This window comes from Candidatus Zixiibacteriota bacterium (genome assembly GCA_034003725.1).
Taxonomy (GTDB): domain Bacteria; phylum Zixibacteria; class MSB-5A5; order GN15; family FEB-12; genus WJMS01.
Genome location: JAVEYB010000001.1, coordinates 323,454 through 346,894 on the forward strand (window position 1 = coordinate 323,454; position 23,441 = coordinate 346,894).

The 23,441-nt window shown below is 59.1% G+C and carries 20 protein-coding genes, 2 tRNA genes and 1 other RNA gene; 3 read left to right on the forward strand and 20 right to left on the reverse strand.

The features are described 5' to 3' along the window. The 16 genes from RBT76_01470 to RBT76_01545 all read right to left on the reverse strand — a co-directional run bounded on the left by RBT76_01470 (position 1) and on the right by RBT76_01545 (position 16,732). Positions 1–1,515 (reverse strand): acyl-CoA carboxylase subunit beta, encoded by a 1,515-nt coding sequence (locus RBT76_01470; protein MDX9856441.1) that lies wholly within the window; start codon positions 1,513–1,515, stop codon positions 1–3. Between the two features lie 54 nt (positions 1,516–1,569). Beyond that, a complete protein-coding gene (locus RBT76_01475; GenBank protein ID MDX9856442.1) occupies positions 1,570–2,427 on the reverse strand; it encodes an MBL fold metallo-hydrolase in 858 nt (285 codons plus the stop codon). 39 nt (positions 2,428–2,466) lie between these two features. Beyond that, a complete protein-coding gene (locus RBT76_01480; GenBank protein ID MDX9856443.1) occupies positions 2,467–3,609 on the reverse strand; it encodes an acyl-CoA dehydrogenase family protein in 1,143 nt (380 codons plus the stop codon). A 39-nt stretch (positions 3,610–3,648) separates the two neighbouring features. Continuing rightward, entirely contained in the window at positions 3,649–4,068 is a 420-nt protein-coding gene (locus RBT76_01485) for a cobalamin B12-binding domain-containing protein (protein MDX9856444.1), read from the reverse strand. A gap of 102 nt (positions 4,069–4,170) precedes the next feature. Further along, the gene (locus RBT76_01490) at positions 4,171–5,868 is read right to left on the reverse strand and encodes a methylmalonyl-CoA mutase family protein (protein MDX9856445.1); all 1,698 of its coding nucleotides are present in this window, start codon (positions 5,866–5,868) and stop codon (positions 4,171–4,173) included. Positions 5,869–6,011: 143 nt separating this feature from the next. Then, the gene (locus RBT76_01495; GenBank protein ID MDX9856446.1) at positions 6,012–7,700 is read right to left on the reverse strand and encodes a hypothetical protein; all 1,689 of its coding nucleotides are present in this window, start codon (positions 7,698–7,700) and stop codon (positions 6,012–6,014) included. Continuing rightward, positions 7,690–8,643 carry a glycosyltransferase family 2 protein gene (locus tag RBT76_01500; GenBank protein MDX9856447.1) on the reverse strand — a complete coding sequence of 318 codons (954 nt, stop codon included), beginning with the start codon at positions 8,641–8,643 and terminating at the stop codon, positions 7,690–7,692. Before RBT76_01500 ends, RBT76_01495 begins: the two co-directional genes overlap by 11 nt. Positions 8,644–8,710: 67 nt before the next feature. Next, positions 8,711–9,667 carry a methylmalonyl Co-A mutase-associated GTPase MeaB gene (meaB, locus tag RBT76_01505; protein ID MDX9856448.1) on the reverse strand — a complete coding sequence of 319 codons (957 nt, stop codon included), beginning with the start codon at positions 9,665–9,667 and terminating at the stop codon, positions 8,711–8,713. A gap of 3 nt (positions 9,668–9,670) precedes the next feature. After that, complete coding sequence (recJ, locus tag RBT76_01510) at positions 9,671–11,419, reverse strand: single-stranded-DNA-specific exonuclease RecJ (protein MDX9856449.1); 1,749 nt, start codon at positions 11,417–11,419, stop codon at positions 9,671–9,673. A 25-nt stretch (positions 11,420–11,444) separates the two neighbouring features. Further along, positions 11,445–11,824, reverse strand: an RNA gene (rnpB, locus tag RBT76_01515) — RNase P RNA component class A. Between the two features lie 57 nt (positions 11,825–11,881). Continuing rightward, positions 11,882–13,345, reverse strand: coding sequence for an IMP dehydrogenase (gene guaB / locus RBT76_01520; GenBank protein ID MDX9856450.1), 1,464 nt, complete (start codon positions 13,343–13,345; stop codon positions 11,882–11,884). Between the two features lie 61 nt (positions 13,346–13,406). Next, on the reverse strand, positions 13,407–14,123 hold the full coding sequence (locus RBT76_01525) for a C4-type zinc ribbon domain-containing protein (protein MDX9856451.1): 717 nt from the start codon (positions 14,121–14,123) through the stop codon (positions 13,407–13,409). A gap of 179 nt (positions 14,124–14,302) precedes the next feature. Next, positions 14,303–14,376: transfer RNA gene (locus RBT76_01530), tRNA-Val, on the reverse strand. Positions 14,377–14,405: 29 nt separating this feature from the next. Next, a tRNA-Ile gene (locus tag RBT76_01535) sits at positions 14,406–14,479 on the reverse strand. A gap of 248 nt (positions 14,480–14,727) precedes the next feature. After that, a complete protein-coding gene (locus tag RBT76_01540; protein ID MDX9856452.1) occupies positions 14,728–15,018 on the reverse strand; it encodes a superoxide dismutase in 291 nt (96 codons plus the stop codon). A 253-nt stretch (positions 15,019–15,271) separates the two neighbouring features. Beyond that, positions 15,272–16,732 carry a 4-hydroxyphenylacetate 3-hydroxylase N-terminal domain-containing protein gene (locus RBT76_01545; protein ID MDX9856453.1) on the reverse strand — a complete coding sequence of 487 codons (1,461 nt, stop codon included), beginning with the start codon at positions 16,730–16,732 and terminating at the stop codon, positions 15,272–15,274. A 592-nt stretch (positions 16,733–17,324) separates the two neighbouring features. Here RBT76_01545 and RBT76_01550 point away from each other — a divergent pair. Together RBT76_01550 and RBT76_01555 are read left to right on the forward strand one after the other, a co-directional pair. Beyond that, the gene (locus tag RBT76_01550) at positions 17,325–17,666 is read left to right on the forward strand and encodes a carboxypeptidase-like regulatory domain-containing protein (protein MDX9856454.1); all 342 of its coding nucleotides are present in this window, start codon (positions 17,325–17,327) and stop codon (positions 17,664–17,666) included. A gap of 62 nt (positions 17,667–17,728) precedes the next feature. Then, a complete protein-coding gene (locus RBT76_01555) occupies positions 17,729–17,908 on the forward strand; it encodes a hypothetical protein (protein MDX9856455.1) in 180 nt (59 codons plus the stop codon). 27 nt (positions 17,909–17,935) lie between these two features. On the opposite strand, the gene RBT76_01560 is transcribed toward RBT76_01555, so the two are convergent. Beyond that, a complete protein-coding gene (locus RBT76_01560) occupies positions 17,936–19,687 on the reverse strand; it encodes a SpoIIE family protein phosphatase (protein MDX9856456.1) in 1,752 nt (583 codons plus the stop codon). A gap of 233 nt (positions 19,688–19,920) precedes the next feature. On the opposite strand from RBT76_01560, the gene RBT76_01565 reads away from it, so the two are divergent. After that, positions 19,921–20,307: a hypothetical protein gene (locus RBT76_01565; protein ID MDX9856457.1), complete on the forward strand. Its 387-nt coding sequence runs from the start codon at positions 19,921–19,923 to the stop codon at positions 20,305–20,307. 97 nt (positions 20,308–20,404) lie between these two features. On the opposite strand, the gene RBT76_01570 is transcribed toward RBT76_01565, so the two are convergent. From RBT76_01570 to RBT76_01580, 3 genes are all read right to left on the reverse strand, one after another. Then, positions 20,405–21,943, reverse strand: a complete 1,539-nt coding sequence (locus RBT76_01570) for a YifB family Mg chelatase-like AAA ATPase (protein ID MDX9856458.1) — start codon at positions 21,941–21,943, stop codon at positions 20,405–20,407. A 162-nt stretch (positions 21,944–22,105) separates the two neighbouring features. Next, positions 22,106–22,555: a hypothetical protein gene (locus RBT76_01575; protein MDX9856459.1), complete on the reverse strand. Its 450-nt coding sequence runs from the start codon at positions 22,553–22,555 to the stop codon at positions 22,106–22,108. Between the two features lie 417 nt (positions 22,556–22,972). Continuing rightward, the gene (locus RBT76_01580) at positions 22,973–23,398 is read right to left on the reverse strand and encodes a hypothetical protein (GenBank protein ID MDX9856460.1); all 426 of its coding nucleotides are present in this window, start codon (positions 23,396–23,398) and stop codon (positions 22,973–22,975) included. Positions 23,399–23,441 lie beyond the last annotated feature (43 nt).

The window sequence follows — 23,441 nt, forward strand, 5'->3', positions numbered from 1 at the left end:
TTACAACGGGATATTCCCGTGCTTCTTCGGCGGGTTGGAGTCTTTCTTGGTCTCGAGCATCTCGAACGCCCGGATCAGCCGGGGACGAGTCGTCTTCGGCTCGATAACATCATCGATATACCCACGCGCCGCGGCTTCGAAGGGATTGGCGAACCGCTCGGAGTACTCGTCCGTCTTCTTCTTCAACTCGGCGTCGGGATCGTCGGCTTCCGATATCTCCCGCTTGAAAATGATCTCCGCCGCCCCTTTGGCCCCCATAACGGCGATTTCCGCCGTCGGCCACGCATAATTCATGTCGCCGCGAACGTGCTTCGAGTTCATGACGTCGTACGCCCCGCCGTACGCCTTGCGCGTGATGACCGTCACCTTGGGAACGGTCGCTTCACAATACGCATACAGCAGCTTCGCGCCGTGCTTGATGATACCGCCGTGCTCCTGGTCCGTGCCGGGAAGAAACCCCGGGACGTCCTCGAATGTGAGGATCGGGATATTAAAACAGTCGCAGAACCGGATGAACCGCGCACCCTTCAGCGACGAGTTGATATCAAGCACTCCGGCCAGCACGGCCGGCTGGTTCGCTATGATTCCGATCGACCGCCCCCCCAGTCGCGCGAATCCCACCACGATATTCTGTGCGTAGTCCTCGTGCACTTCAAAAAATGACCCGACGTCGACAACATGCCGGATAACCTCTTTGATGTCGTACGGCTGATTCGGGTTCTCCGGAACGATGTGGTTGAGCGCCTTGTCCTCCCGATCGAGCGGATCATCGGTCTCCTGCACCGGCGGGTCCTCGAGATTGTTCTGCGGAACGTAGCTCAGCAGCTTCTTGAGCCGTGTGATCGCATCGGCCTCGTTCTCGCACGCAAAATGCGCCACCCCGGACTTGCTGGCATGCGTCAGTGCGCCGCCGAGTTCTTCCGATGTCACTTGTTCGTGCGTTACGGTTTTGACCACGTTCGGACCCGTGACGAACATGTACGATGTCCCCTTGGTCATCAGCACGAAATCCGTGATGGCCGGCGAGTAAACAGCCCCGCCCGCGCACGGACCGAGGACAACCGATATCTGGGGAACTACTCCCGACGCCAGTGTATTGAGCAGAAAGATGTCGGCATAGCCGCCCAGCGACACGACCCCCTCCTGGATCCGCGCTCCCCCGGAGTCGTTCAGTCCGATAATCGGCGCCCCCACCTTTATCGCCATCTTCATGATCTTGCAGATCTTCTCCGCGTGTGCCTCGGAAAGCGAGCCCCCGAACACGGTGAAATCCTGAGAGAAGATATAAACCATGCGGCCGTTCACCCGGCCGCAGCCCGTCACCACACCGTCCCCGAGTATTTTCTGTTTGTCCAGCCCGAACGCCGTCGAACGATGGGTGACAAACATGTCAAACTCTTCGAACGAGTTCGCGTCGCACAACAGCTCGATCCGCTCTCGGGCCGTCAGCTTGCCCTTCTCGTGCTGCGCGTCGATCCGCTTCTGTCCGCCGCCGAGCCGTGCCTCGGCGCGCATCGATTCGAGCTTGTTCAGTTTGTCTTCAAGCGACACGAGTTCACTCCGGCTGAATTATTCCTGCTCCATGACAAGTTCCACCGGCGTCACGGAGTACCCGCGGACGGAGCGCTGGATCGTGCCGAATGGAACCGATGGATCGTGATCGAACGCCACCATGATGTTCTCACGGACAAGTCTCTCGAGCAGCGACCTCTTGACCTCCATCGTCCGGAGCGGATCGATGTCGGTCGCGGGCACGTAGGCGACAGGGATGTGATGCTGCGACGGAAACATGTCGGCGTAGTAAAACACCTTCTGCCCCCTGGATTCGATTTCAAGGCCAAAATGCCCCTCGGTGTGCCCGCCGGTATGCACGGCCCGAATACCGGGAAACAACTCGCAGTCGGGCTCGATCAACTCAAGACGGCCGGAGTCGCGAAGCGCGAAATACCGCTCCGGGACGTAAACCGCCGACGTGCGTTCGTTGGGATGTGTGGCCGTCTCCCACTCGCGCCGGCTCACGATATAGGTCGCGTTCGGATACCGCGGAACGAGACGCCCGTTCACCTGCTGCACTGCGCCGGCCGCGTGGTCCGTATGCAGGTGCGTGAGAATGACATAATCGATCAGGGATTCACTTGTCCCCATGTCCTCGAACTGGAAGGCGAGATCGGACCCCTCGGCCGCGTCTATTCCGTAAATCTTCACCTCTCTCTCAGAGAGCGTATCGCCGAACCCGGCATCGAACAGGAACGTCTTCCCGTGCGCCGACAACACGAACAGGTTGGTCACCATCTCGATCCGGTTGCGCTCGTCCGCGGGTACGAGACGCTGCCACAGCGTCTTGGGAACGACACCGAACATAACTCCGCCGTCGAGCCTGAATCGTCGCTCGACGACGGAGAATATGTGAAAGTCACCAAAGTACATACGATGCGTCGGCACGGCGGCCGTGCGGCCGCCACGAAGTCATCGCCCGATCACGTTTCCGGCGATCACGAGCCGCTGAACCTCCGAGGTCCCCTCGTAAATCTCCAGCACGCGCTGGTCGCGGTACAACTTCTCGATCTGAGTAAACTCGCCGATGAATCCGTAGCCGCCGTGAATCTGCATGGCGCGGTCGACACAGAAGTTGGCGACCTCCGACGCGAACAGCTTGGCCATCGATGCTTCCAGGCCGAACTTTTCGCCGGCGTCCTGCAGCTGCACGGCCTTGTACGTCAGGCTGCGCGCCGCCTCGAGCCGCGTCGCCATATCCGCAATCATCCACTGGATAGCCTGCAGCTTCGCGATCGGCTGCCCAAACGCCTGGCGCTTCTTCGCATACGCCACCGACTCGTCGAGCGCCCGCTGCGCGATACCCACGCCCTGTGCGGCGACGCCGATTCGCGCCGAGTCCAGCGTCTGCATTGCATACCGGAAGCCCTTGCCGACCTCCCCGAGCAGATTCGCTTTCGGCGTCTTCACGTCCTTGAGAACGATCCCGCCCGTCGTCGCGGCGCGCATCCCCATCTTGTTTCTCAGGGTGCGGGCGTTCCAGCCCGGCTGGTTGGTGTCCACCAGCATCGCCGACAACTTCGGCTGTCCCTCTATCTTGCAGAACAACACGCCCAGCTCGGCAACGTCGCCGTGCATGATAAAAATCTTCTCGCCGTTGACGACGTAGTTGTCGCCGTTCTCTACTGCAACCGTCTTCTGGTTGGCCGCATCCGAGCCGGCCTCCGGTTCGGTCAGCACAAACGCCGGAATTACCTCGCCGCTCGCGCACTTCGGCACCCACTTCTTCTTCTGCTCATCGCTTGCGAAGTGCACGATCGGGTAGGTCGCCAGCTCGGCGACCGCACACAAAAGTCCGATCGCGGCGTCGTGATAACACAATTCCTCGATAAGCGTTATGTATTCGAGCTTCGACTTGCCCCGGCCGCCCAACTCCTTCGGCATGGCATATCCGATAAACCCGGCGTCGCCGATCTTCTTGTAAAGATCGCGCGGGAACTTGCGCGGCTCCGGCATTTCGTCAAGCTGGCGCGAAACCGGATACATGTGTTTCTCGGCGAAAGCCTTGACTTCGTCGCGGACGGCCTGCTGCCGCGGGTCGATGTTGCGTGACATGTGACTCCTCCAGGAAAGGTGACCTATACACCACTCACATTACATGATCTTCTCGTCGGATTTCCGTTGCGCGATTGCGTTCTTGAGAAACTCGATCGCCGCTTCTGTGGGCGCGCCCGGCGTGAACACGCGGGAGACTCCCATCTTCTCGAGTTCCTGCTTGTCGTCCTCGGGAATGATGCCACCCCCGAACAGAATGATGTCGGCGGCGTCTTTCTTCTTCATCTCATCGAGTATCGCCGGGAACAGCGTCATGTGCGCTCCCGACAGAATCGACGCGCCGATCGCGTCCACGTCCTCTTCAATGGCGGCCTGCACGATCATCTGCGGGGTCTGGCGAAGACCCGTGTAGATGACTTCAAACCCGGCGTCGCGAAACGCCGCGGCGATGACCTTTATCCCCCGGTCGTGACCGTCGAGACCGGGCTTTGCCAACAGTACTCTGATTCTTTTGTCCATTGCATCCGTCCATCTGTCACATGACCCGGCATGTGATCGTTGGCTCGTATTCTCCAGCTCTCCGTGACGTGCCGACGTCCCGAAGATACATCATCGACTCGCTTACGACACCTGCATCGCCGCCGCGCTCTCGGAGTACTCGCCCCAGGCCTCGCGAAGCACGTCGCACATCTCGCCCACCGAGCAGTACGCCCGGCTGCATTCCAATATCGCTTCGAACGTATTGCCCTGACCCTTGGCGACCGCACGAAGCGTCTCGAGCGCCGCCTGCGCCCTGGTATTGTCGCGCTCCGCGCGCACCTTCTTCACGAACGCTACCTGCTCCTGCTCGACCTTCCGGTCGATCTTGAGCACCGGTATCTCGATCTCTTCATCCTCGAGCACGAACTTGTTCACACCGACAATCACCCGCTCGTTGGTCTCCAGCTCGGTCTGATGCGCGTAGGCTGACTTGGCCAGCTCGCGCTGGAAATACCCCTGCTCGATGCATTCGAGCACCCCCCCGCGCTCTTCGATCTCGGTGAAGATCTTCTCGCACTCGGCTTCCATCTGGTCGGTCAGGGCCTCGACAAAATACGACCCGGCCAGCGGATCGACCGTGTTCGCCACTCCGGTTTCATACGCGATTACCTGCTGCGTGCGAAGCGCGATCAGCGCCGCCTTTTCCGACGGCAGCGCCAGTGTCTCATCCATCGAATTCGTATGCAATGACTGCGTCCCGCCCAGCACCGCCGAGAGCGCCTGGATCGCCGTGCGCGTGATATTGTTCTCCGGCTGCTGCGCGGTCAACGAACACCCGGCCGTCTGCGTGTGGAACCGCAGCAGCCAGCTCTTGGGATCCTTCGCGCCGTACTTGTCCCGCATGCGCTTCGCGAATATCCGGCGGGCCGCACGGTACTTCGCGATCTCCTCGAAGAAATCCGAGTGCGCGTTGAAGAAAAACGACAGGCGAGGCGCAAACTCGTCCACGTCCTGACCGGCTTCGATCGCCGATTCGATATACTGGAAACCGTCCGCCAGCGTGTATGCCAGCTCCTGCACCGCCGTCGCACCCGCCTCGCGAATGTGATACCCCGATATCGAAATGGTATTCCACTGCGGTACCCGTTTCGTGCAGTACTCCATCATGTCGGTGATCAAGCGGATCGAAGGTCTCGGTGGGAAGATGAATTCCTTCTGCGCGATGTATTCCTTCAGGATGTCATTCTGCAGGGTACCGCGAAGTTTCTCCGACGGGATTCCCTTCTTCTCGGCGACGACGATATACATCGCCAGCAGCATCGACGCCGGCGAGTTGATCGTCATCGATGTCGATACCTCTGCCAGGTCGATACCATCGAAAATAATCTCCATATCGGCCAGCGTATCGACCGCCACCCCGCACTTACCGACTTCGCCGAGCGAACGGGGATGATCCGAATCATATCCCATCAGCGTCGGCAGATCAAACGCCGTCGAAAGACCGGTGCCGCCCTGTTTCAGGATGTAGTGGAAACGCTCGTTGGTTTGCCGGGGAGTACCCATCCCGGCAAACTGGCGCATTGTCCACAACCGCGTGCGGTACATTGTGTGGTGCACCCCGCGCGTGTAGGGAAACTCGCCGGGCAGTCCAATATGATTCCAGTAGTACGCTTCGTCATCGCTGTTCGTAACATCAAGTGGCGTATATAGTTCGTTGATATCAACCCCGGAAACGGTGAAGAAACGGGGCAACGACTTCTTCTGGCGGGTCTTCTCGGCGGTTTTGTTCCACTCGGCCAGCCTGGCCTTGAGCTTGTCGAGAAACTTTGGTGCAAACATGCTCTGGTTCTCCGTTTAATTACAGGGGTGTATGATAATACACGTCTCTCCCCGGCGCAAGCCGGATCGGCATCTACTCAGAGACTCTAACACAATTGGTACCAGTATCTTGTCGATGATTGCGCGGATCGAAGACGATCCCCTCAGCGGAGCACCCGCTCATAGACCCGGTAGGAGCGATTGGCGAATGCCGAACGCAGATCCGCGCCCGGCACAAACCCCTGCACCTCTGACAGTACGACGTACTCGTGGGGAAAGATGGAATCGATCGCAGCGCATCGCGCCGAGTCCAGCGCCCGGTAACCCGCAGCCGCTTCCTCCGGCCCTGATACCGTATCGATTCCCGCGACAATTCGCAGTCGATGGTACCACTCGACCACTTGATCCGGATCGACCGGTGTCGACTTGGCGTCGACAACTACGGCCCGACGAGCATTGAAACGGAAGTTCTCGAGACGTGGTGGAATCAGAAACACCGAGGTGTCCGGCGTCTGTGCCGCCCAGTCGTACAACTCCTGTTCATCGGCTGGCAGTCCGGTGACAAGACTGGAACGCGACACCACCTCGGACGCTGGTATCAACAGGCCGGTCAGCCACACACCAATAATCAAGGCCACACCCAGGAAAATCCGCCGACGAGTGCACGGCGGTATCAGCTGGGGAACGAATAGAAACGCCGTGGCAAGCGTCCCCAGCACCCACACCTGCGTCATCCGGAACTCGCCGTAGTGGTAGCGAAACGTCAGTCCTATCAGCAGTGCGGCCACCGCGAAAAGCGCGATCCTTCGCGAAAATATCAGCGGGAAATCGTCTTCCAGCAATTGCCGCACCAGTCCGGCAGCAGCAAATATCTGGCAGATGAGCACCACATACGGCGCAAGACGCCAGACGTACAACTGCGATGCGACCGGGATAAACACGATTGTCGTCAACAGCGATGCAATCGCGATCAACAGCAGAAAGGACAAACCGACCGCACCTAGCAGTCGCCCGGGCTCGGACTCTCGCATCACGCGCCATCCGCCCAGCACACCGAGCCCGCACCACGCGCCAAACGTGATGAACTCCGTCAGAAACGTCATCGGCACGTAGTGCTGCGGCGCCTGAACATGCTGAAAGACATAACGGGCGTAAGCGGCGTTCGGCGACTCCGTCTGCCCCAGCAGAAGCGGCGTCAACAACGCCAACGGGATCAGCGACGGAACAAGCTGCACCAGAAGCCGCCGAACCAATTGCCGCCGACCGGCAAACAGATGCGCCAATCCGAATGCCGGAAAAGTCAGTACCAGAAAATTCGCATGAAACAACCCCGCCGTCGCCGCACACACCCCCGACAACAAATACCGCTTGCATATAAACGCTGCAATCGCACCAAGGTAACCGACTCCCGCTAGCGTCGACGGCTGAAAGGTTATCGAGAAAATGTACGAGCCGGACACTGAGTACGTCGATCCCACGGCCGTCAGCATCGCGACCGGGAGAAACGTCATGACTGCGTTTCTTCGCCCCGTCACCGCGCGCACGATCAGGAAGATCACCGCAACACCGACGCCGATACACACGACATTGGCCAGCCCGATCATCCACCCCGATCCGTCAAGTCCCATCAACAGGGCTGCCAATCGCGTGAACGCCGGGTGATAGTCTGCGTCGATCGTCGCCAGCCAGTCGTGGGTGAGCACCGACGGATCGACCAGTCGCAATGCATGCAGAAGGTACGTGTTGTGGTTGCCGATGCCGTAGTTGAATCCGTACCGAAGCGCCACCAGCAGGGCGGATATCACAACGAACGGCCAGACCGCGCGCGGCTCGATGCGACTCTCACCGCTCATCGAAACCGACCGTCTTTTCCACGATATACGGCGGCCTGTTCTTCAGAATCTCAAAAATGCTCCCGAGATAGGCGCCGACAATCCCTACCAGAATGAACAGCACGCCGAACATAAACGAGATGATACCCGCCAAGGACGCCCACCCCGGAAGGGTCTCCCCCGCCAGATACCGCAGAAAAATGTAGACCAGTTCAAGGAACGCGAGTCCGCTGGTAATCAGTCCTATCCAGATGCCGATCTTGAGCGGAATCACCGAGAATGACAGCACCGCGTTTGCCGCAAATCGAACCATGCGGCCAAGTGAGTACTTCGATGTGCCGCTGTGACGTTCGGCTGCCCGATACTCGATCGTGGTCGACGAGAAACCCGTCCACTCCGTCAATCCGCGGATGAAACTGTGCGACTCACGCATCCCGGCCAGCGCCCCCAGCACTGAACGGTCGATCAGACGGAAATCGGAAGTGCCGGCCGACAATGCAATCCCCGACAACGCCGAAAATATGCGGTAGAACAAACGTGACGACAGCCGCTTGAACAGCCCCGTCCCCTCCGCATCGATCCGCCGCGTGTTGACGACCCGGTACCCCTCTTTCCACGCGGCAATCATGGCCGGAATGACCTCCGGCGGATGCTGCAGATCACCATCCATCGTAACGATCGCCCAACCCCGCGCGCGGTCCATGCCCGCCACGAGCGCCTTCTGATGACCGAAATTGCGTGTGAATGACAGGCCCCTGACGTTGCCGCTCTGCGATGACACACGCTGGATCTCTTCCCATGTGCCGTCGCGCGAACCGTCATCGACCAGAATCAGCTCCCATGTCTCCTGCATCGGCTGAAGTACCGTCCGCAGTGCGCCTTCCAGCGCGGCAATATTGCCGGCCTCGTTCAAAAGCGGCACCACGATGGAAATGTCGGGATGAGCGGATGTCGGCTGATCCATGCCGCAATGTATCGCGCTGCGGCAATGATGTCAAAGGCAGTTTACTAACGCGGATTCAACAACCGCTTCACATGGCCGAGAAGTGATTGAGTGAGATCTTCAGGATGCGGTCGCTCGCCGTGAACGGGTCGGTCTTCCCCTCGTAAATATCTTCGATCACCTGTTCGATATTGGTCGACTCCGGCAGACGTTCCTCGACCATTCGGCTGAACCTGACCTGCAGGATACGCGTGAGTTTCTTGCGAATCTGCCGGCGCCGGCGCTGCTCGAAAGCCCCGACCGCCTGCATGTGCTCGCGGTGCTTCGTGATCGTACCGTGCAGCTCCTCGATCCCCTCCGTGCTGGTGGCGATCGTCTTTACCACCGGAACCGACCATTGATCCGGCGACAGTTTTCGCATTTTCAGCATCTGTCGCAGCTCGGAGAGAATGCGGTCGGCGCCGGGACGGTCTGACTTGTTGACGCAGAACAGGTCCGCTATCTCCATCAGCCCCGCCTTCATCGTCTGGACCGAGTCGCCCGACTCCGGAACGACAATCACGGCAACCGTATCGCAGGAATCGACAATATCCAGTTCCACCTGACCGACGCCTACCGTCTCCAGCAGCGTGACGTCGAATCCAAAAGCGTCATAGAGAATCGTGACGTTGTCGGTGGCTCCGGCCAGCCCGCCGCTCGCTCCCCGTGTCGCCATGGAGCGGAAGTAGAAGGACCCATCGGTGGGGAAGTCGGCCAGACGCACCCGGTCGCCGAGCAGCGCACCGCCCGTGAACGGCGACGTCGGATCGACTGCGATTACGCCGACTTTGAGACCGTCTCTCAGCAGCCGGTGAGCCAGGCAGTTGACCAGTGTCGACTTCCCCGCCCCGGGAGGCCCGGTGATACCGATTCGTATCGCACCACCGACCTTCTCGTACAGCCGACTCAGGACGTCGAGATAACCGTCGGTTCGATTCTCGACATGCGACACCAGCCGCGACAGCGCCCGGATGTCTCCCTCGTAAAAACGTTCCAGTACCGTCATGGCTTACACGTACCCCGGAGACATATCTCCCGCCGTCAGCTTGATATCGCGCAGGCGGATCTGGATATGCGTGTGACCGTTGTACGTGTTGTACTCCACCGCGTACACGATATCGACCAGACATCCCTTGTCGGAGATAACCTGCGCCTTATCGCCGAACCCGAACCCGATCACATCGAACACCGCGTCTCCCTTGCGCACCCGCATCTTCAGGTGGTTGTTGCCGACCACGTAGGGCTGACCGAGTACCTCGCAGTTGCGGGTCAGAAACACCGGGCGAAGGTTCTGCGGGCCGAAGGGCGCAAACGCCTCGATCGCGTGCATGAAGTCGTCGTCGATCTCGCTCAGCTCGATCTCGAGGTCGATATGCAGTTTCGGAACGATATCCTCTTTGGTCAAATGATCGATCGACACCCGCTTGAACCGCTCGCGGAACGCCGGGATATTCTCCGGCTTGATCGACAACCCGGCCGCATACTTGTGACCGCCGTACTTGATCAGCAGGTCTTCGCACTCCTTCAGAGCCTCGCACAGGTGAAAACCGGGAATCGAACGCGCCGAACCCTTCCCCTCCGAGTCGGATATCGCGATCATCACGGTCGGCAGGTGGTAACGCTCCACCAGTCGGCTCGCGACAATCCCAATCACACCCTGGTGCCAGCCCTCGGCCGCCAGCACGATCGCCTGGTCGTTCTCGAGATCGCACACCTCATGCATCTGGTCCAGGGCTTCGTGCAGCGTCAGTTCGTCGATCTCCTTGCGGCGTTTGTTTTCCGCGTCCAGTGTGCGGGCGATCTCCGCCGCCATTCGCTCGTCTCGTGTCGACAAGAGCCGAATCGCCTGCTTGGCGTCGCCGAGACGCCCCAGGGCGTTGATGCGCGGCGCCAGGATAAACACAACCTGCCCGGTCGAAATGTCCTTGCCCATCAGGCCCGATACGAATGCCAGCGACTTCAAGCCCGGTTTGTTGGTCCGCGAAATCTGCCGCATGCCGAACTTCGTAACCACGCGATTCTCGCCCACCAGCGGCACGATGTCGGCCGACGTGCCGAGCGCTACCAGATCGAGGTGATCCTGCAACTCCCGCTCGTCCTGGTTCAGTCGACGGTACAGTGCCTGCGCGAACTTGAATGCGACCCCTACCCCGGACAACTCCCCGCCGTACTCACAGGCGCTCTGCTTCGGATCGATTATGGCGTTCGCCGCCGGTATTCGCTCGCCGGGCTCATGATGGTCGGTGATGACCACGTCAAGCCCCTGGCTCTTCGCATACGAAACCTCGTCCACCGCCGTGATCCCGGTGTCAACCGTCACGATCAGCGAAACACCCTTTCCCCGCGCCTCGTTAATCCCGTCGATCGAAAGCCCGTACCCTTCGGTAAGCCGGTTCGGCAGGTAGAAATCGACCTGCGCTCCCAGCTTGTTGAGGACCATGTACAACAGCGCCGTCGCCGTGATTCCGTCGACATCGTAGTCGCCGTAAATCATGATCTTCTCGTTGTCCATCAACGCCCGCGTGACCCGCTCGATCCCCTCCAGCATGCCGACCATCTCAAACGGATCTTTCAGATCGGCCATCGACGGATTTAAGAAGCGCTGGATGAGCTCGGGAGTATTGATCTGACGATTGATCAGGATTTTGACAATATTCGCCGGCAGACCCGTCTCGCCGACAATTCGGCCAACCAGGTCATGATCAGGCTCCTGGGCAAGAACCCACTTCAGCGGTTTTGATCGATGCGCCCAGGGCATAACAAGCCTCCATGTGTAAGAGGCTTAGGATAGCAGGATCGTAAGCCGAGTTCGGTTCGCCGACCCGGGCCGAAACCCGATCGGCTGACAGTCATTAATCTGGGCAACCGGTTACCCGGCTGCTCAATGCGGCCCACCCGGGAATTATGGCGGGGCGAATCAACCCCTCTTCCCTTATTTGGCCTTGCTCCGGACGGGGTTTACCCCCGCTCTCCATTACTGGAGACGGGCGTGGTCTCTTACACCACGGTTTCACCCTTACCCGCCTGCGGCGGGCGGTCTGGTTTCTGTGGCACTTTCCGTCGGATCTCTCCGCCCCGGTGTTACCGGGCGTCCTGATTCTGTGGAGCTCGGACTTTCCTCACTCTAAACTGACGTTTAAAGCGCGACTGTTCCTCCTGCTTCCATTCGCCTATGTTTCTCTATACAACAACAACAACACTCACATGGAGCCCGGCCGGCCTACATCCGCCAGTAATTCGGCGACTCCTTCGTAATCGGGACCGAGTGCGGGTGCGACTCGGTAACACCGGCCGAGGTTATCTGGACCAGGCGGGACTTCTCTCTCAACTCGGCAAGGTTTCCCGTGCCGCAGAGCCCCATGCCGGCCCGTATTCCGCCCACCAGCTGGAACACCAAATCCTCCAGCTTGCCCTTATACGGCACGCGGGCTTCGACTCCCTCCGGGACAAGCTTCGATGCCTCCTCCGTGGAGTCCTGAAAGTACCGATCGGATGAGCCGGCCTTCATTGCGCCGACCGAACCCATCCCGCGATATATCTTAAACGACCGGCCTTCATACAGCACGGTCTCGCCCGGGGATTCCTCAACCCCGGCCAGGAGCGAACCCACCATCACGGCGGCCGCCCCGCACGCCAGCGCTTTTGTGATGTCACCCGAATACCGGATGCCGCCATCACCGACCACCGGCTTATTCAGTTTATCGGCCTCTTCGACCGCGTTGAGAATAGCGGTCACCTGTGGCATTCCCGCGCCGGTGACCACCCTCGTCGTACAAATCGACCCCGGACCGATTCCCACCTTGACCGTATCTGCACCGGCGCCGATCAGCGCCTTCGCCCCTTCGCCGGTCGCCACATTCCCCGCCATTACCGGCAGGTCGGCGAACCGCTTCTTGACCCGGGCGACAGCCTTCAGCACGCCCTCCGAGTGGCCGTGGGACGAATCGACCACCAGCATATCAACACCGGCGTCGACCAGTCGTTCCATCCGCTCAACAAGATCCGCGCCCACTCCAACCGCCGCGGCAACCCGTAGCCTCCCGCGATCGTCCTTGCACGCGTTCGGATACTGTATCTTCTTCATGATGTCCTTCACCGTTATCATCCCCTTCAGGACATCCCCTTCCCCCACGATCAGCAGTTTCTCTATTCGATGCTTGTGCAGAATCTCTTTGGCGGTCTCCATGTCGGTCCCCTCGGGAACCGTGACCAGATTCTCCTTGGTCATCACTTCGGATATCTTGCGCGACACATCCTTCTGAAACCGGAGATCCCGGTTGGTCAGAATTCCCACGAGCCGCCCGTTCTCGGTCACCGGGAATCCGGAAATGCGGAACCGGTTCATGGCGTCGAGCGCGTCGCCGATCGTCCGGTCGGGTGTCAACGTAATTGGATCGACAATCATGCCCGACTCGGATCGCTTAACCTTGTCCACCTCCTCGGCCTGCCGAGGCGGCGACATGTTTTTGTGTATCACTCCCATACCCCCCTGGCGGGCCAGCGCAATTGCCATCGCCGACTCCGTCACCGTATCCATCGCCGCCGATATGATCGGAACCCTCAAATCGATCCCCGGGGCAATCGTCGTCGTCAGGTCAACGTCTTTCGGGAGTACGTTGGAGTGGGCGGGAACCAGCAACACGTCGTCAAACGTCAGTGCCTGCTTGTCGAGGATCTTCGCCATAGGTATCTATACGCTTCCCTGTTCCGCTGGTCAATCACAGACTATCGGGGCACCCGGCCGCTCAGGCGGAAACCGAATCATCCCAGTAAATAATGGCGCCGCAATGATCGCAGGTGAACACCCGGTCGCCGCGCTTCACGTCCTGAATCTTCTTGGGCGTCAAGGCCTTGAAACATGCGCCGCACGCCCGTTTTTTGACCACCACGACCGCCTGCCCGCCCTTGCCGCGCCGAACCCGCTCGTACACCGACAGCGTGCTGCGCGGCATCGAGGAGACTATCGCTCCCCGGTCGCTCTCTTTGCTCGACATCGTCTCGCCGATCGAGTCGATCTTCTCCTGGAGAATCTGCAGCTGCCTGGTGTTGTTCTCTTCAACCTGCGCGCTCTTCTCGCCCAGTTCGACAATCTCCTTTTCGAGTGTCTCCGCACGCTCGATCGCCTGAATCAGCTCCGTTTCGCTGTTGGACATGCCCAGTTTGACAGAGTCAATCTCCGCCACCAGCGCATCGTATTCCTTGTTCGTCTTGATAGACATCATCTGCTGCTGGTACTTCTGCAGATGAGACTCGTGCGTTTTGATTTCGAGTTCGAGCTGCTTCTGACGGACCCGGGTCTCCTCGAGCGACAATTTCGCTTCGGCCAGCTTCGCCTTTGCTTCCTCGATCTCCCTGTTGAGGTTTTCGATCATGTCGGGAAGGTACTCCTTCGAGCGTTCCAATTCCCCGATATCGTAGTCGATCACCTGCAGTCGAAGCAACAATTCGAGATCGTTGTTCATGCCACCTCCAGAGCGTGCGGATTACCCGTCAAGACAAAAAAAGCGCATTTCCCGCCTCGGGCGGAAAACGCGCTGCTGCGTTTCTCTTCTCGTGAGCCGTGTTTGACCGGATGTCCTCCGTGGTCGGCTCGCATACAATATTCGATCGGTCGACAGTAGATCATTTTCTCTTATCAAAATGGGCAATACTGGACTCGAACCAGTGACCTCTCGGATGTGAACCGAACGCTCTAACCAGCTGAGCTAATTGCCCATTACAGCTTTCTCACCACTCCTTACAAGTGGGCCCTGTAGGGCTCGAACCTACGACCCGGTGATTATGAGTCACCTGCTCTAACCAACTGAGCTAAGGGCCCTCAGGGTGAACCCGTAATATACGACACCAATCCTTCGAGTCAAGAGCCTACCTGTAAAACTGTGGCCAGATTGCGCCTCGGCCAACCGCCCCCGCCACGCCCCCTCCACACCCGCAACGATGAAGCTAACGGGCTCATGGGGAAAGACTTGCGGGCGGTTGAGGCCGCCCGAGATCCCACCTGACGATCCAGACTCTCCTCCCGTGGTCCAGCCGAAAACCGACCGCACACGACCGGCTCCCCATACCTCAGCTCTCTATCAACCGCCCCCAACCCGGATACGGCTGCAACGGAGCCACCTCAAACTGAATCAGCCCCTTCTGCACAAGCGGCAGGCTGTCGATAGCGCGACGAGCCAAGTCGAGCGAGTCACACTCGAGCACGATCACCGCCAGCGGCTTGTCCCCCCGGAAATAGATTTCGCGAAGAATGCCGTCGAGATACAGCTGATGCACCCGCCGCGCCTCATCTTTCAGATGAGGCTCATAAGCGTTCTCGTCGATACCCGGAAGCTCTATTTCGAGCGCGAGAAATTTCATGTCGGAACCTCCTGTGTTGTGGTGCGCCCACCAGTATCACCTGACGACCATACCACCGCTCAGGTTTCAAGAAAAACCGCGTAGCGTGCTCTCAACCGAAACGTGGAGTCGGACGATTTCGTCCGACTCCACGTCTGTGCACTCGCAGTCCCGAACCTTGGTGGTTCGGACAACATCGGCGACCCGCACTGGACGACTGCACTCACTCTACCGAGTAGCCCACCCGCCCCGGTGTGGCGCTGTAAAAGCCCCCTCACTTCCCCGATGGGTCCGGCACCTCCTCTTTCACACCCGCCAGCTTGCGCGCGATCTCGACCTTCTTCTCCAGATCGCCCATCAGCCGGATCATCAGCTTGGCGCCGTCGGGCGAGCCGCCGCCGTGCATGCACCCCGGCACGCCGCCGCCGATCGTACACCATTCGACCAGACGCGCTGCCCGGCTGCGCGCCTCGGCCGAATGTCTGGCTTTCATGTATTTCTGTATCAGATGGCCGTACTTTTTGGACTGGAAATCCTTGTACGACGGCATACACCCCGTCTCGGCGATTCCCCCCGCGATATCCTGCGCGAGCACCGACGTCTGATACGGCAGCGTAGCCACATGCACCTTGTTTACGTTCGACAGAAGCTGGTTGCACTGCCAGGCCCCCGATGGGTGTTTTTTGCCCAGCGCCGCCGCCGCGATCCCCATCCCAAACGTCGTCTCGTTATTGATATGCATCTGCACAACCTTGTCGGTGAATACCTTCGCCGACAAACCGTTAGTGCGCGCAGTCAGAATGGCCGACCCGATCTTGATATCCCCCTGCCCGGCCACACAGCCACCGATCGCGGCCCGGTAGGGGCCGATAAAGTTCATCACCGCCGGGCCCGAAAACTTCGACTCGCCGCACATAAACACGCGCTCTTTCGGGATAAACACGTCCTCGAACAGCAGGAACGCCTGCGTGATCCCGCCTTCCGTGATCGGATTGTCGAACCCGTCCTCGTAGTCTCGCTCGTCCGACGGATGCCGGGTCTCGACAATCGTCAGTCCCTTGATATCCTTGGGAATGACAAACGACACGCAGTAGTCGGCATCTTCGTCCTTGTAGCCGCTGCCCGGCAGAATGAAGATTTCCTGCGCCGCCGCGATGCCACAGATCATCACCTTCGCGCCCCGCACGACGATACCGTCATCGCGCTTCTCGACCACCCGCAGAAACATGTCCGGGTCTTCCTGCTGCGACGGTTTTTTGGTTCGGTCGCCTTTCGGATCGGTCAGCGCGCCGGACATGGTGATGTCGCGCGCCTGCGCGTCCTTCAGCCATCGAATCAGACGCTGGTGGTAATCTGTCCCCAGCTCTTTGTCCATGTCATAGGTCGTAACGAACATCGCGTTGAGCGCCGTCCATCCTGCGCACCGACCACCCGTGCATGTCCCGGTCAACTGGAACATCAGCCGTTTCATACGCGAGTTGGCGTACATGTCCTCGGGAGTCTGAATGATCGACAGATAACGGCTTATCGGCTCCCCGGTCAGGTGTGAGACGGTTGTCACCATGTCGCGCAGCTCGGGGTCGGCCGCCGCCCGGAATGTCCAGGCATGTCCTTCGACCGTCCGTTTTGTGGCTGGATGGGTGGTGACGTCCTCGATCAATTCGTCGAACTTGTGGATATTGGGGCGCATCGACTTAAGCGACGCGATGTACTCGTCGTAGGTACGGATAGCCATGTCTGTTTCTCCCAGCAGTTAAGCGACTTGCTCCAATATAGGATCAGATCGGCCTCGAAACAAGACCAATCGACCCATATTGTGGGAGAAGGAGCCGCCTCTCCAGGGTGATCCGCCCTATCCATCAACCTCTTGACATACAGGCGAAGACGAGTCTTCCTGGGGGTATCGGTGGGGATCAAAGCGCTATCGGGGCGGGAGAGTGAAAACACGACTTTTTCGTTGTACAAATGTGAATCGCTGACGCTTACGGGGAAATAGGTTCGTTTTGTCATTTTTAGGGGGCCCCCATTTTTGGGATTCTTCTTTTTGCGGCACGGCCGCCATGCGGCGCCGCGGTCTCTACATAGGGGCGGAGCGAAATTTTCACCATCGATGGTGCAGCGAAAGTGCGGAGTGGATCGGTCCGAGGAGGCACGTGCGTCACAATGGAGAGGACGAGGGTCAAATCAGAGAACACACTGCAAGTCCCAGACTCGTCAATTTCGTGATGGAGGGGTACCCGTTAAGGTGTCGCTGGTAGGACTACTGGATGGATCCCCATGGCGAACACGGGCTTCTGACTGGCAGCTATCAATATTGGAGGTGGAGCATGTTTTTGACAAAAGTATTTGCTCGGCTGCTATTTGTCGGTGCCGCTCTTGCACTTTATGGCAGTTGCCAGAGGGAGAGCGTTGATTCCGTGTCCACGGTCCGGGGGACGGTAACCGATTCATTGACCGGTGTACCTCTTGCCGGGGCCGAGATTTTCCTCAGAGATACGTTAATGGGTGAGCTAATGTATGTTACCGACTCTACGGGAGACTATGACGTTGGAAGTTTCGGCGTGGCCCAATGGACGATCTATTGTAGAGCCGACGGTTATCGAACGAAGAGTCGCTACGTGCAGGGTGAGGGCACTATAGAAAACGTCGACTTCGAAATGGCGCAGTAACGATTCTATGCGGTACGGCGTTGTCGGTTGCATTCACGAACCGGTTACCCAGGAGTTGGAACATGAAGGATACAGAACTCCTCTCATGCTCACCGCTGTTCTGCGACCTCGCCGCACGCTGGGCAGGCAGTGAATCTGATCGAGGTGATGTTTGGACGGCGGTTGATGGCACTGCGACAGATTCCGTTTCGGGAGTCCCGCTCACAGCCGCCGAGATTTTTCCTGAGCTTGTCGAAGCCTGACTTCGCAGGCGAGTGAAGATCCGCCCCCTACTCCAGCCGCTTGATAATCATCAACGTGAAGTCGTCGAACCGGTGTGATTTGGCCGCGAATCCGCGCACCTCGTTGTAGATTCGATGCTCTATCTGCTCGCACGAACAGTCGCGGCATCCCTTCACGATCTCCACCAGCCGCTCGATTCCGAACTCCTCGCCGTCCTCGTTGAACACCTCGGTAACCCCGTCGGTATACAGCACGATCAGGTCGCCGACATTGAGAAACACGGCCTGCTCTTCGAACACGGCGTGCGCCGTCACGCCCAGCACCGGGCCGCCCTCGCGCAGATACTGCACGGAACCGTCGGCACGAAGCAGAAACGGCAGATTATGGCCGCAGTTTGCGTAGGTGAAAATGTTGTTGGCGCTGTCCAGCACGCCGTACACCGCGGTCACGTAGCGCCCCGGATCGAGCGACTCCACGAGCAGCGTATTCACTTTCTGGCAAATCGTCCGAATCGAATAGTTGTTCCGTATCTCCGCGATGAGCGACGCCCGAAACGACGCCATGATCAGCGCCGCGGGCACTCCCTTGCCGGACACATCGGCCACCGTCAGTCCGTGCTGACTGTCGACGATTTTGATATAGTCAAAATAGTCGCCGCCGACCTGCCCCGAGGACACGTTGGAGCCGCGAATGTCGTACCCTTTGACCCTGGGCGGCTTGTTCGGCAGAAACGTCTGCTGGATCGTCCGCGCCACGTTGAGCTGCTCTTCGAGCCTCTTGCCGGCCATCATCGACTCATGCATCCGCGCGCGTTCCAGCGAAATCGCCGCGTGAGCGGCGAAGGCGTTGATCAGCGAAAGTGAGTGTTCATCATAAGCGTCGAGCTCATTCGACTCGAGATTGATCACGCCGATCACCCGATCGCCCACCTTGATCGGCACCGCGATTTCGCTGCGCGTTTCATCGTGCACGGAGATATAGTACGGATCGCGGGTCACATCGGGCACGATCACGCCCAGGCCGGTATTGGCTACATGCCCAACAAGACCCTGCCCGATCTTGAGATTCAGCTTGTCGTCCACTCCCTGCTCGTAACCGACCGTGTAGATCGACTGGATATCGTTCCGGGCCGCATCGATAAGAAAAATACCACCGACCTCATAGTGCACCACCTGCTGCATCGACGCCATGATATCTTTCAGCAGCTCGTTGAGTTCGAGCGCGCCCGCCAGACGTATCCCCACGTCGTACAGCAGTTTCCGCTCCAGCGCCTCGCGCTTGAGCTCGCGAACCAGGTGGGCATTGTCGATCGCCACCGCCATCTGGTTGTTCAGCCCGATCATGATATCGAGGTCGGTGGCGGTGAATATGCCGTTGACCTTGTTGATGACCTCCACGACGCCGATCATGTGGCCCTTGCCGATCAGCGGTACCGCCATAAGCGACCGGAGCGTGATACCGCTCGCCCCGATAATTCCGTGATCCACCCGGGAATCGGCGGCAACATCGTTCACGATCACCGGCTCCTGAAAACGCGCCGCATAGCCGGCCACGCTTTCGCCGATTTCCCGTCGGTACACCAGCGGCCGGTCGGAATCGGCCTGCAGCAGCCGGATCTTGACATCGGGTTGGTTGTGGTCAACCCGGAAGACCAGCGCCGCCTCACAGTCGACCGCGGTGATGGCCAGACGAAGCACCGATGCCATCAGGTCCTCGTAGTCCCGCGTCGAATTAAACGTCCGGGCCGCTTCGAGCAGAAGCTTCTCTGTCCGCGTATAATGCTGCGTGGGTATCGTCATTGCGCCTTAAGGTACTCTGCCGGGATACATTGTCAATTGCTTTGCGCTCATCTCCACCCGGACATAGTCACAAATCCCGGCGGTATGGACTTGTATCGACCGGCGCCGGCGGGATCCTGACGGGAATCGGAGCGAAGCGTTTTTTTCGGCGATCGTGCTGAACTTCGGCCCCCTGCCGATTGTTTGCCGGTAAGACGACTATGGGACAATCGCGTGCAAAGGAGCCTGACACGATGAACATGCTGAATATGACTTTCGGGTACGCCGTCATTCTGATCGGCCTCGGGCTGGTGGGGTATTTCGGATTGGGTCGGGAGAGCGTAACCGCCCTCATTCCCGCCTTTTTCGGCGCGGCCGTCCTGCTGGCAGCGCTGGTGGCGACCCGAGAAACGATGAGGCGTCACGCAATGCACGCTGCGGTTGTCCTGGCCGTTCTCGCTTTTGCAGGGACTGTGTCGGGCGTTCCGAAAGCAATCACACTGCTGTCCGGTGGCGAAGTTGCCCGACCCAACGCCGTGATCGTGCAGGCGGTAATGGCGATCCTGTCTTTGGCCTACGTGGCCTTTGCCGTCAGGTCGTTTACTAACGCCCGGCGGAAGCCGGTTGTCTCAAGCGACTGACCGGAACGATCCTCCTTCTTTGCAGCCTGCGGCGGCGGAGCGTGCGCTGGGGGAGGGGGTAGGAACCCAGAGGCCGCGCCCGCATCCACCACCGAGGCTACAACCAGAGGTGGCGATCCAGCGTGCGATAGTGGATCGCCTCCGCAACATGACCGGTCTCGATGTCGCCGGAACCCGCCAAATCGGCAATCGTCCGGGCGACCTTCAAAATCCGATCATAGGCCCGTGCCGACAGGCCCTGCTTGTTGATGGCCAGCGCCAGCAACGATTGCGCCTTGTCATCGATGGGACAAAACCGCCGAATATCGCGCGACTCCATATGCGCATTGCAGAACATCCCCGGCTCGCCGGAAAACCGCTCGAGCTGTCGTTTCCGCGCCGCGTTGACCCGCGCACGAATAATCGACGATTCCTCCCCCCGTCGATCCGATGACAATTCCTTGAATTTCACCGAGGGGACGGTGATATGTATGTCGATCCGGTCCATCAGCGGACCCGAAATGCGCGACATGTAGCGCTGAATCTCGCTGGTGGAGCAGTTGCATTCGTGGTTCGGGTCGCCGTAATACCCGCACGGGCACGGATTCATCGCGGACACCAGCATGAATGACGCCGGATAGGTCAGCGTGGTGAGCGCCCGCGAAATTGTCACCTGCTTGTCCTCCATCGGCTGTCGAAGCATCTCCAGAATGTCCTTCTTGAATTCCGGAAGCTCGTCAAGAAACAGGATGCCGTGATGCGCCAGGCTGACCTCCCCCGGCTTCGGGATCGTCCCTCCGCCAATCAACCCGGCGTATGAAATCGAGTGGTGCGGCGAGCGAAACGGGCGAGTCGCCACCAGCGCGGATCCCGGCGCCAGCCGCCCCGCCACAGAGTGTATCTTGGTGGTTTCGAGCGCCTCGGATATCGACATATCCGGCAAAATCGTCGGCACGCGCCGCGCAAGCATGGTCTTCCCGGACCCCGGCGGTCCGATCATCACAATATTGTGCCCACCGGCCGCCGCCACCTCCAGGGCTCGCTTGGCCGATTCCTGCCCCTTGACATCGGCGAAGTCTACCGGATACTGCCGCGCATCGTTGAACACCGATCCGATATCGACGGAAAACGGCCGGATGGTCGATTCATCTTCGAGGAAGTGAACCGCCTCTTTGAGCGACTTGACCGGATAGACCGGAACTGAGTCCGCCATTGCCGCTTCACGCGCGTTCTCCGGCGGCACCATGATCCCCTTGATTCCATTGTTCCGGCCGTAATTCATCGCCATCGGAAGCACGCCGGGTACTGGACGAAGACTCCCATCGAGAGACAACTCTCCGACCAGCACGAAATCATCGATCGTCTCCCGTAGAATCTGGCCCGTCGCCGCGAGAATACCAACCGCGATCGGCAGGTCAAAGGCCGACCCCTCCTTCTTGATGTCAGCCGGAGCGAGATTGATCGTAATGCGCTTCGCCGGAAAAATGAAATCTGAGTTTTTGATGGCGGCGGTAACGCGTTCTTTCGACTCGCGTACCGCGCCATCGGGAAGCCCAACCGTCACGAATGCCGGAAGTTGTTGTTGTATATCGGCTTCCACTTCCACCTCGTAAGCCTCCACGCCCAGCGTAGCGGCCGAAATTATCCTCGCCAACATAGCACGTTCCCCTGTCACCTCTGGTTTGAACCGGCCAACGGTGCCGGCTTCGCAGGAAGTATCGGGGACCGCACTGACAGGGGACGTCAGTGAAAATGATGGGCGTAAAAAAAACCCGGCCATGGTGGCCGGGTTTGAAATTATCTACCGGAGCGAATCAGGTTAATTCAGCGGACCCTCGAGCCGTATCTCGAACGTGGTGTCGCCCCTCACCTGACGCATAAACACAACGCCCGCTGTCGACTGATCGAGACCATATACACCCTGGGGAACCAGCGACTGGTCGCACGCCGATCCTGCGATACCACCGTCAAGGTCCGGATCGAGCACTTCAAGCTCGACATTGTTCGCCAGCGTATAGTTGCCCAGTGAATTGCAGCTGATCGGGTCGTTGCCGTCGACCGTCGTGTCGAACCGCATGATATACGAGTCCGCACGGAATTGCCAACGGACGAATTCGATACGGTCCTGCTGACTGGGTACACTCAACGTGTACGTGCCTTCGTAATCGCCCGTCAGCGAAGGCGGCGGTTCCACAAAAACATCGTCGCGGCATCCCACATACGCGGCGATCAACACCAACAGAAGAGCCACGACCACCAGTCTTCTCATGTTCCCAGTCTCCCTATCAAATCTCGAGCACAATAATTCGCCAATATATGCCTGCGGCTCTGCCCGCACAACAGAAAAGTACGCGCAAATTCATCCATAATGACGAGGACCGGACCGCGACTGTGCAGAACAAAACGCTGCTGAGCGGTACCCGGGCCGACACTATAACACACTATGCGCGAATCGAGTAGCAGGAATCCACAGCTCCTGCACCGTCAACCTGCGAACATCGGGCCAGACTCCTCCGCCGACGCCACATTGTTCATAACAGAAAGACGACCTTATCCGATTGCTTTCCGGTGATTCGACACTCCTGACTACGATCGTCGGCACGGCGCCACAGACTTCACAAGAGCGGCCGCCCGCATCAAATCGGGCGGCCGGAGAGCGCGCGTCATGAGTTTTGTTCGACCGTCGTCATTCCAACGCGGGGGCAGACTCGGTCTTGAACGAGTAGACCTTCCACTTTCCGTTGACCTGATGAACGCCGAATTTGGTCAGATAGGCGATTCCGCGCTCTTTGTCCTGAAAGGTCACCTGAACAGCCGCGGTTTCACCCATAACCTCGGTCTCGTTGATAATACGCTGCATGGAGAACCAGCGTCGCTTGGTGAGTCCCTCGCCGGTCAGATCATCCAGAATCTGCTGCGGTGAGGTAAACACGCGCGCCGAGTCCGATCCGAGGGCATAGTCCTGCCCGGTGTCGCGCATCAGTTCCGTGAGGTCGAGCAGATGGGCCAGCGCGGCCTTGTCATCACGCTCCATCGCCCCGAAGACGGCAATCACCGTTTCCTTGGGATTGTCCGGCGATGAGGCGCCGCCGCATCCGCCCAGCAGTGTCATAGCGCACACCGCCGAGCACAAAACGGCCGCAGAAAGTCGTCTT

Bases quoted from the DNA above. Each gene is read 5' to 3' on its own strand.
- RBT76_01470 (MDX9856441.1), bottom strand. From the start codon at position 1,515: ATGCGCGCCGAGGCACGGCTCGGCGGCGGACAGAAGCGGATCGACGCG.
- RBT76_01475 (MDX9856442.1), bottom strand. From the start codon at position 2,427: ATGTACTTTGGTGACTTTCACATATTCTCCGTCGTCGAGCGACGATTC.
- RBT76_01480 (MDX9856443.1), bottom strand. From the start codon at position 3,609: ATGTCACGCAACATCGACCCGCGGCAGCAGGCCGTCCGCGACGAAGTC.
- RBT76_01485 (MDX9856444.1), bottom strand. From the start codon at position 4,068: ATGGACAAAAGAATCAGAGTACTGTTGGCAAAGCCCGGTCTCGACGGT.
- RBT76_01490 (MDX9856445.1), bottom strand. From the start codon at position 5,868: ATGTTTGCACCAAAGTTTCTCGACAAGCTCAAGGCCAGGCTGGCCGAG.
- RBT76_01495 (MDX9856446.1), bottom strand. From the start codon at position 7,700: ATGAGCGGTGAGAGTCGCATCGAGCCGCGCGCGGTCTGGCCGTTCGTT.
- RBT76_01500 (MDX9856447.1), bottom strand. From the start codon at position 8,643: ATGGATCAGCCGACATCCGCTCATCCCGACATTTCCATCGTGGTGCCG.
- meaB (MDX9856448.1), bottom strand. From the start codon at position 9,667: ATGACGGTACTGGAACGTTTTTACGAGGGAGACATCCGGGCGCTGTCG.
- recJ (MDX9856449.1), bottom strand. From the start codon at position 11,419: ATGCCCTGGGCGCATCGATCAAAACCGCTGAAGTGGGTTCTTGCCCAG.
- guaB (MDX9856450.1), bottom strand. From the start codon at position 13,345: ATGGCGAAGATCCTCGACAAGCAGGCACTGACGTTTGACGACGTGTTG.
- RBT76_01525 (MDX9856451.1), bottom strand. From the start codon at position 14,123: ATGAACAACGATCTCGAATTGTTGCTTCGACTGCAGGTGATCGACTAC.
- RBT76_01540 (MDX9856452.1), bottom strand. From the start codon at position 15,018: ATGAAATTTCTCGCGCTCGAAATAGAGCTTCCGGGTATCGACGAGAAC.
- RBT76_01545 (MDX9856453.1), bottom strand. From the start codon at position 16,732: ATGGCTATCCGTACCTACGACGAGTACATCGCGTCGCTTAAGTCGATG.
- RBT76_01550 (MDX9856454.1), top strand. From the start codon at position 17,325: ATGTTTTTGACAAAAGTATTTGCTCGGCTGCTATTTGTCGGTGCCGCT.
- RBT76_01555 (MDX9856455.1), top strand. From the start codon at position 17,729: ATGAAGGATACAGAACTCCTCTCATGCTCACCGCTGTTCTGCGACCTC.
- RBT76_01560 (MDX9856456.1), bottom strand. From the start codon at position 19,687: ATGACGATACCCACGCAGCATTATACGCGGACAGAGAAGCTTCTGCTC.
- RBT76_01565 (MDX9856457.1), top strand. From the start codon at position 19,921: ATGAACATGCTGAATATGACTTTCGGGTACGCCGTCATTCTGATCGGC.
- RBT76_01570 (MDX9856458.1), bottom strand. From the start codon at position 21,943: ATGTTGGCGAGGATAATTTCGGCCGCTACGCTGGGCGTGGAGGCTTAC.
- RBT76_01575 (MDX9856459.1), bottom strand. From the start codon at position 22,555: ATGAGAAGACTGGTGGTCGTGGCTCTTCTGTTGGTGTTGATCGCCGCG.
- RBT76_01580 (MDX9856460.1), bottom strand. From the start codon at position 23,398: ATGACACTGCTGGGCGGATGCGGCGGCGCCTCATCGCCGGACAATCCC.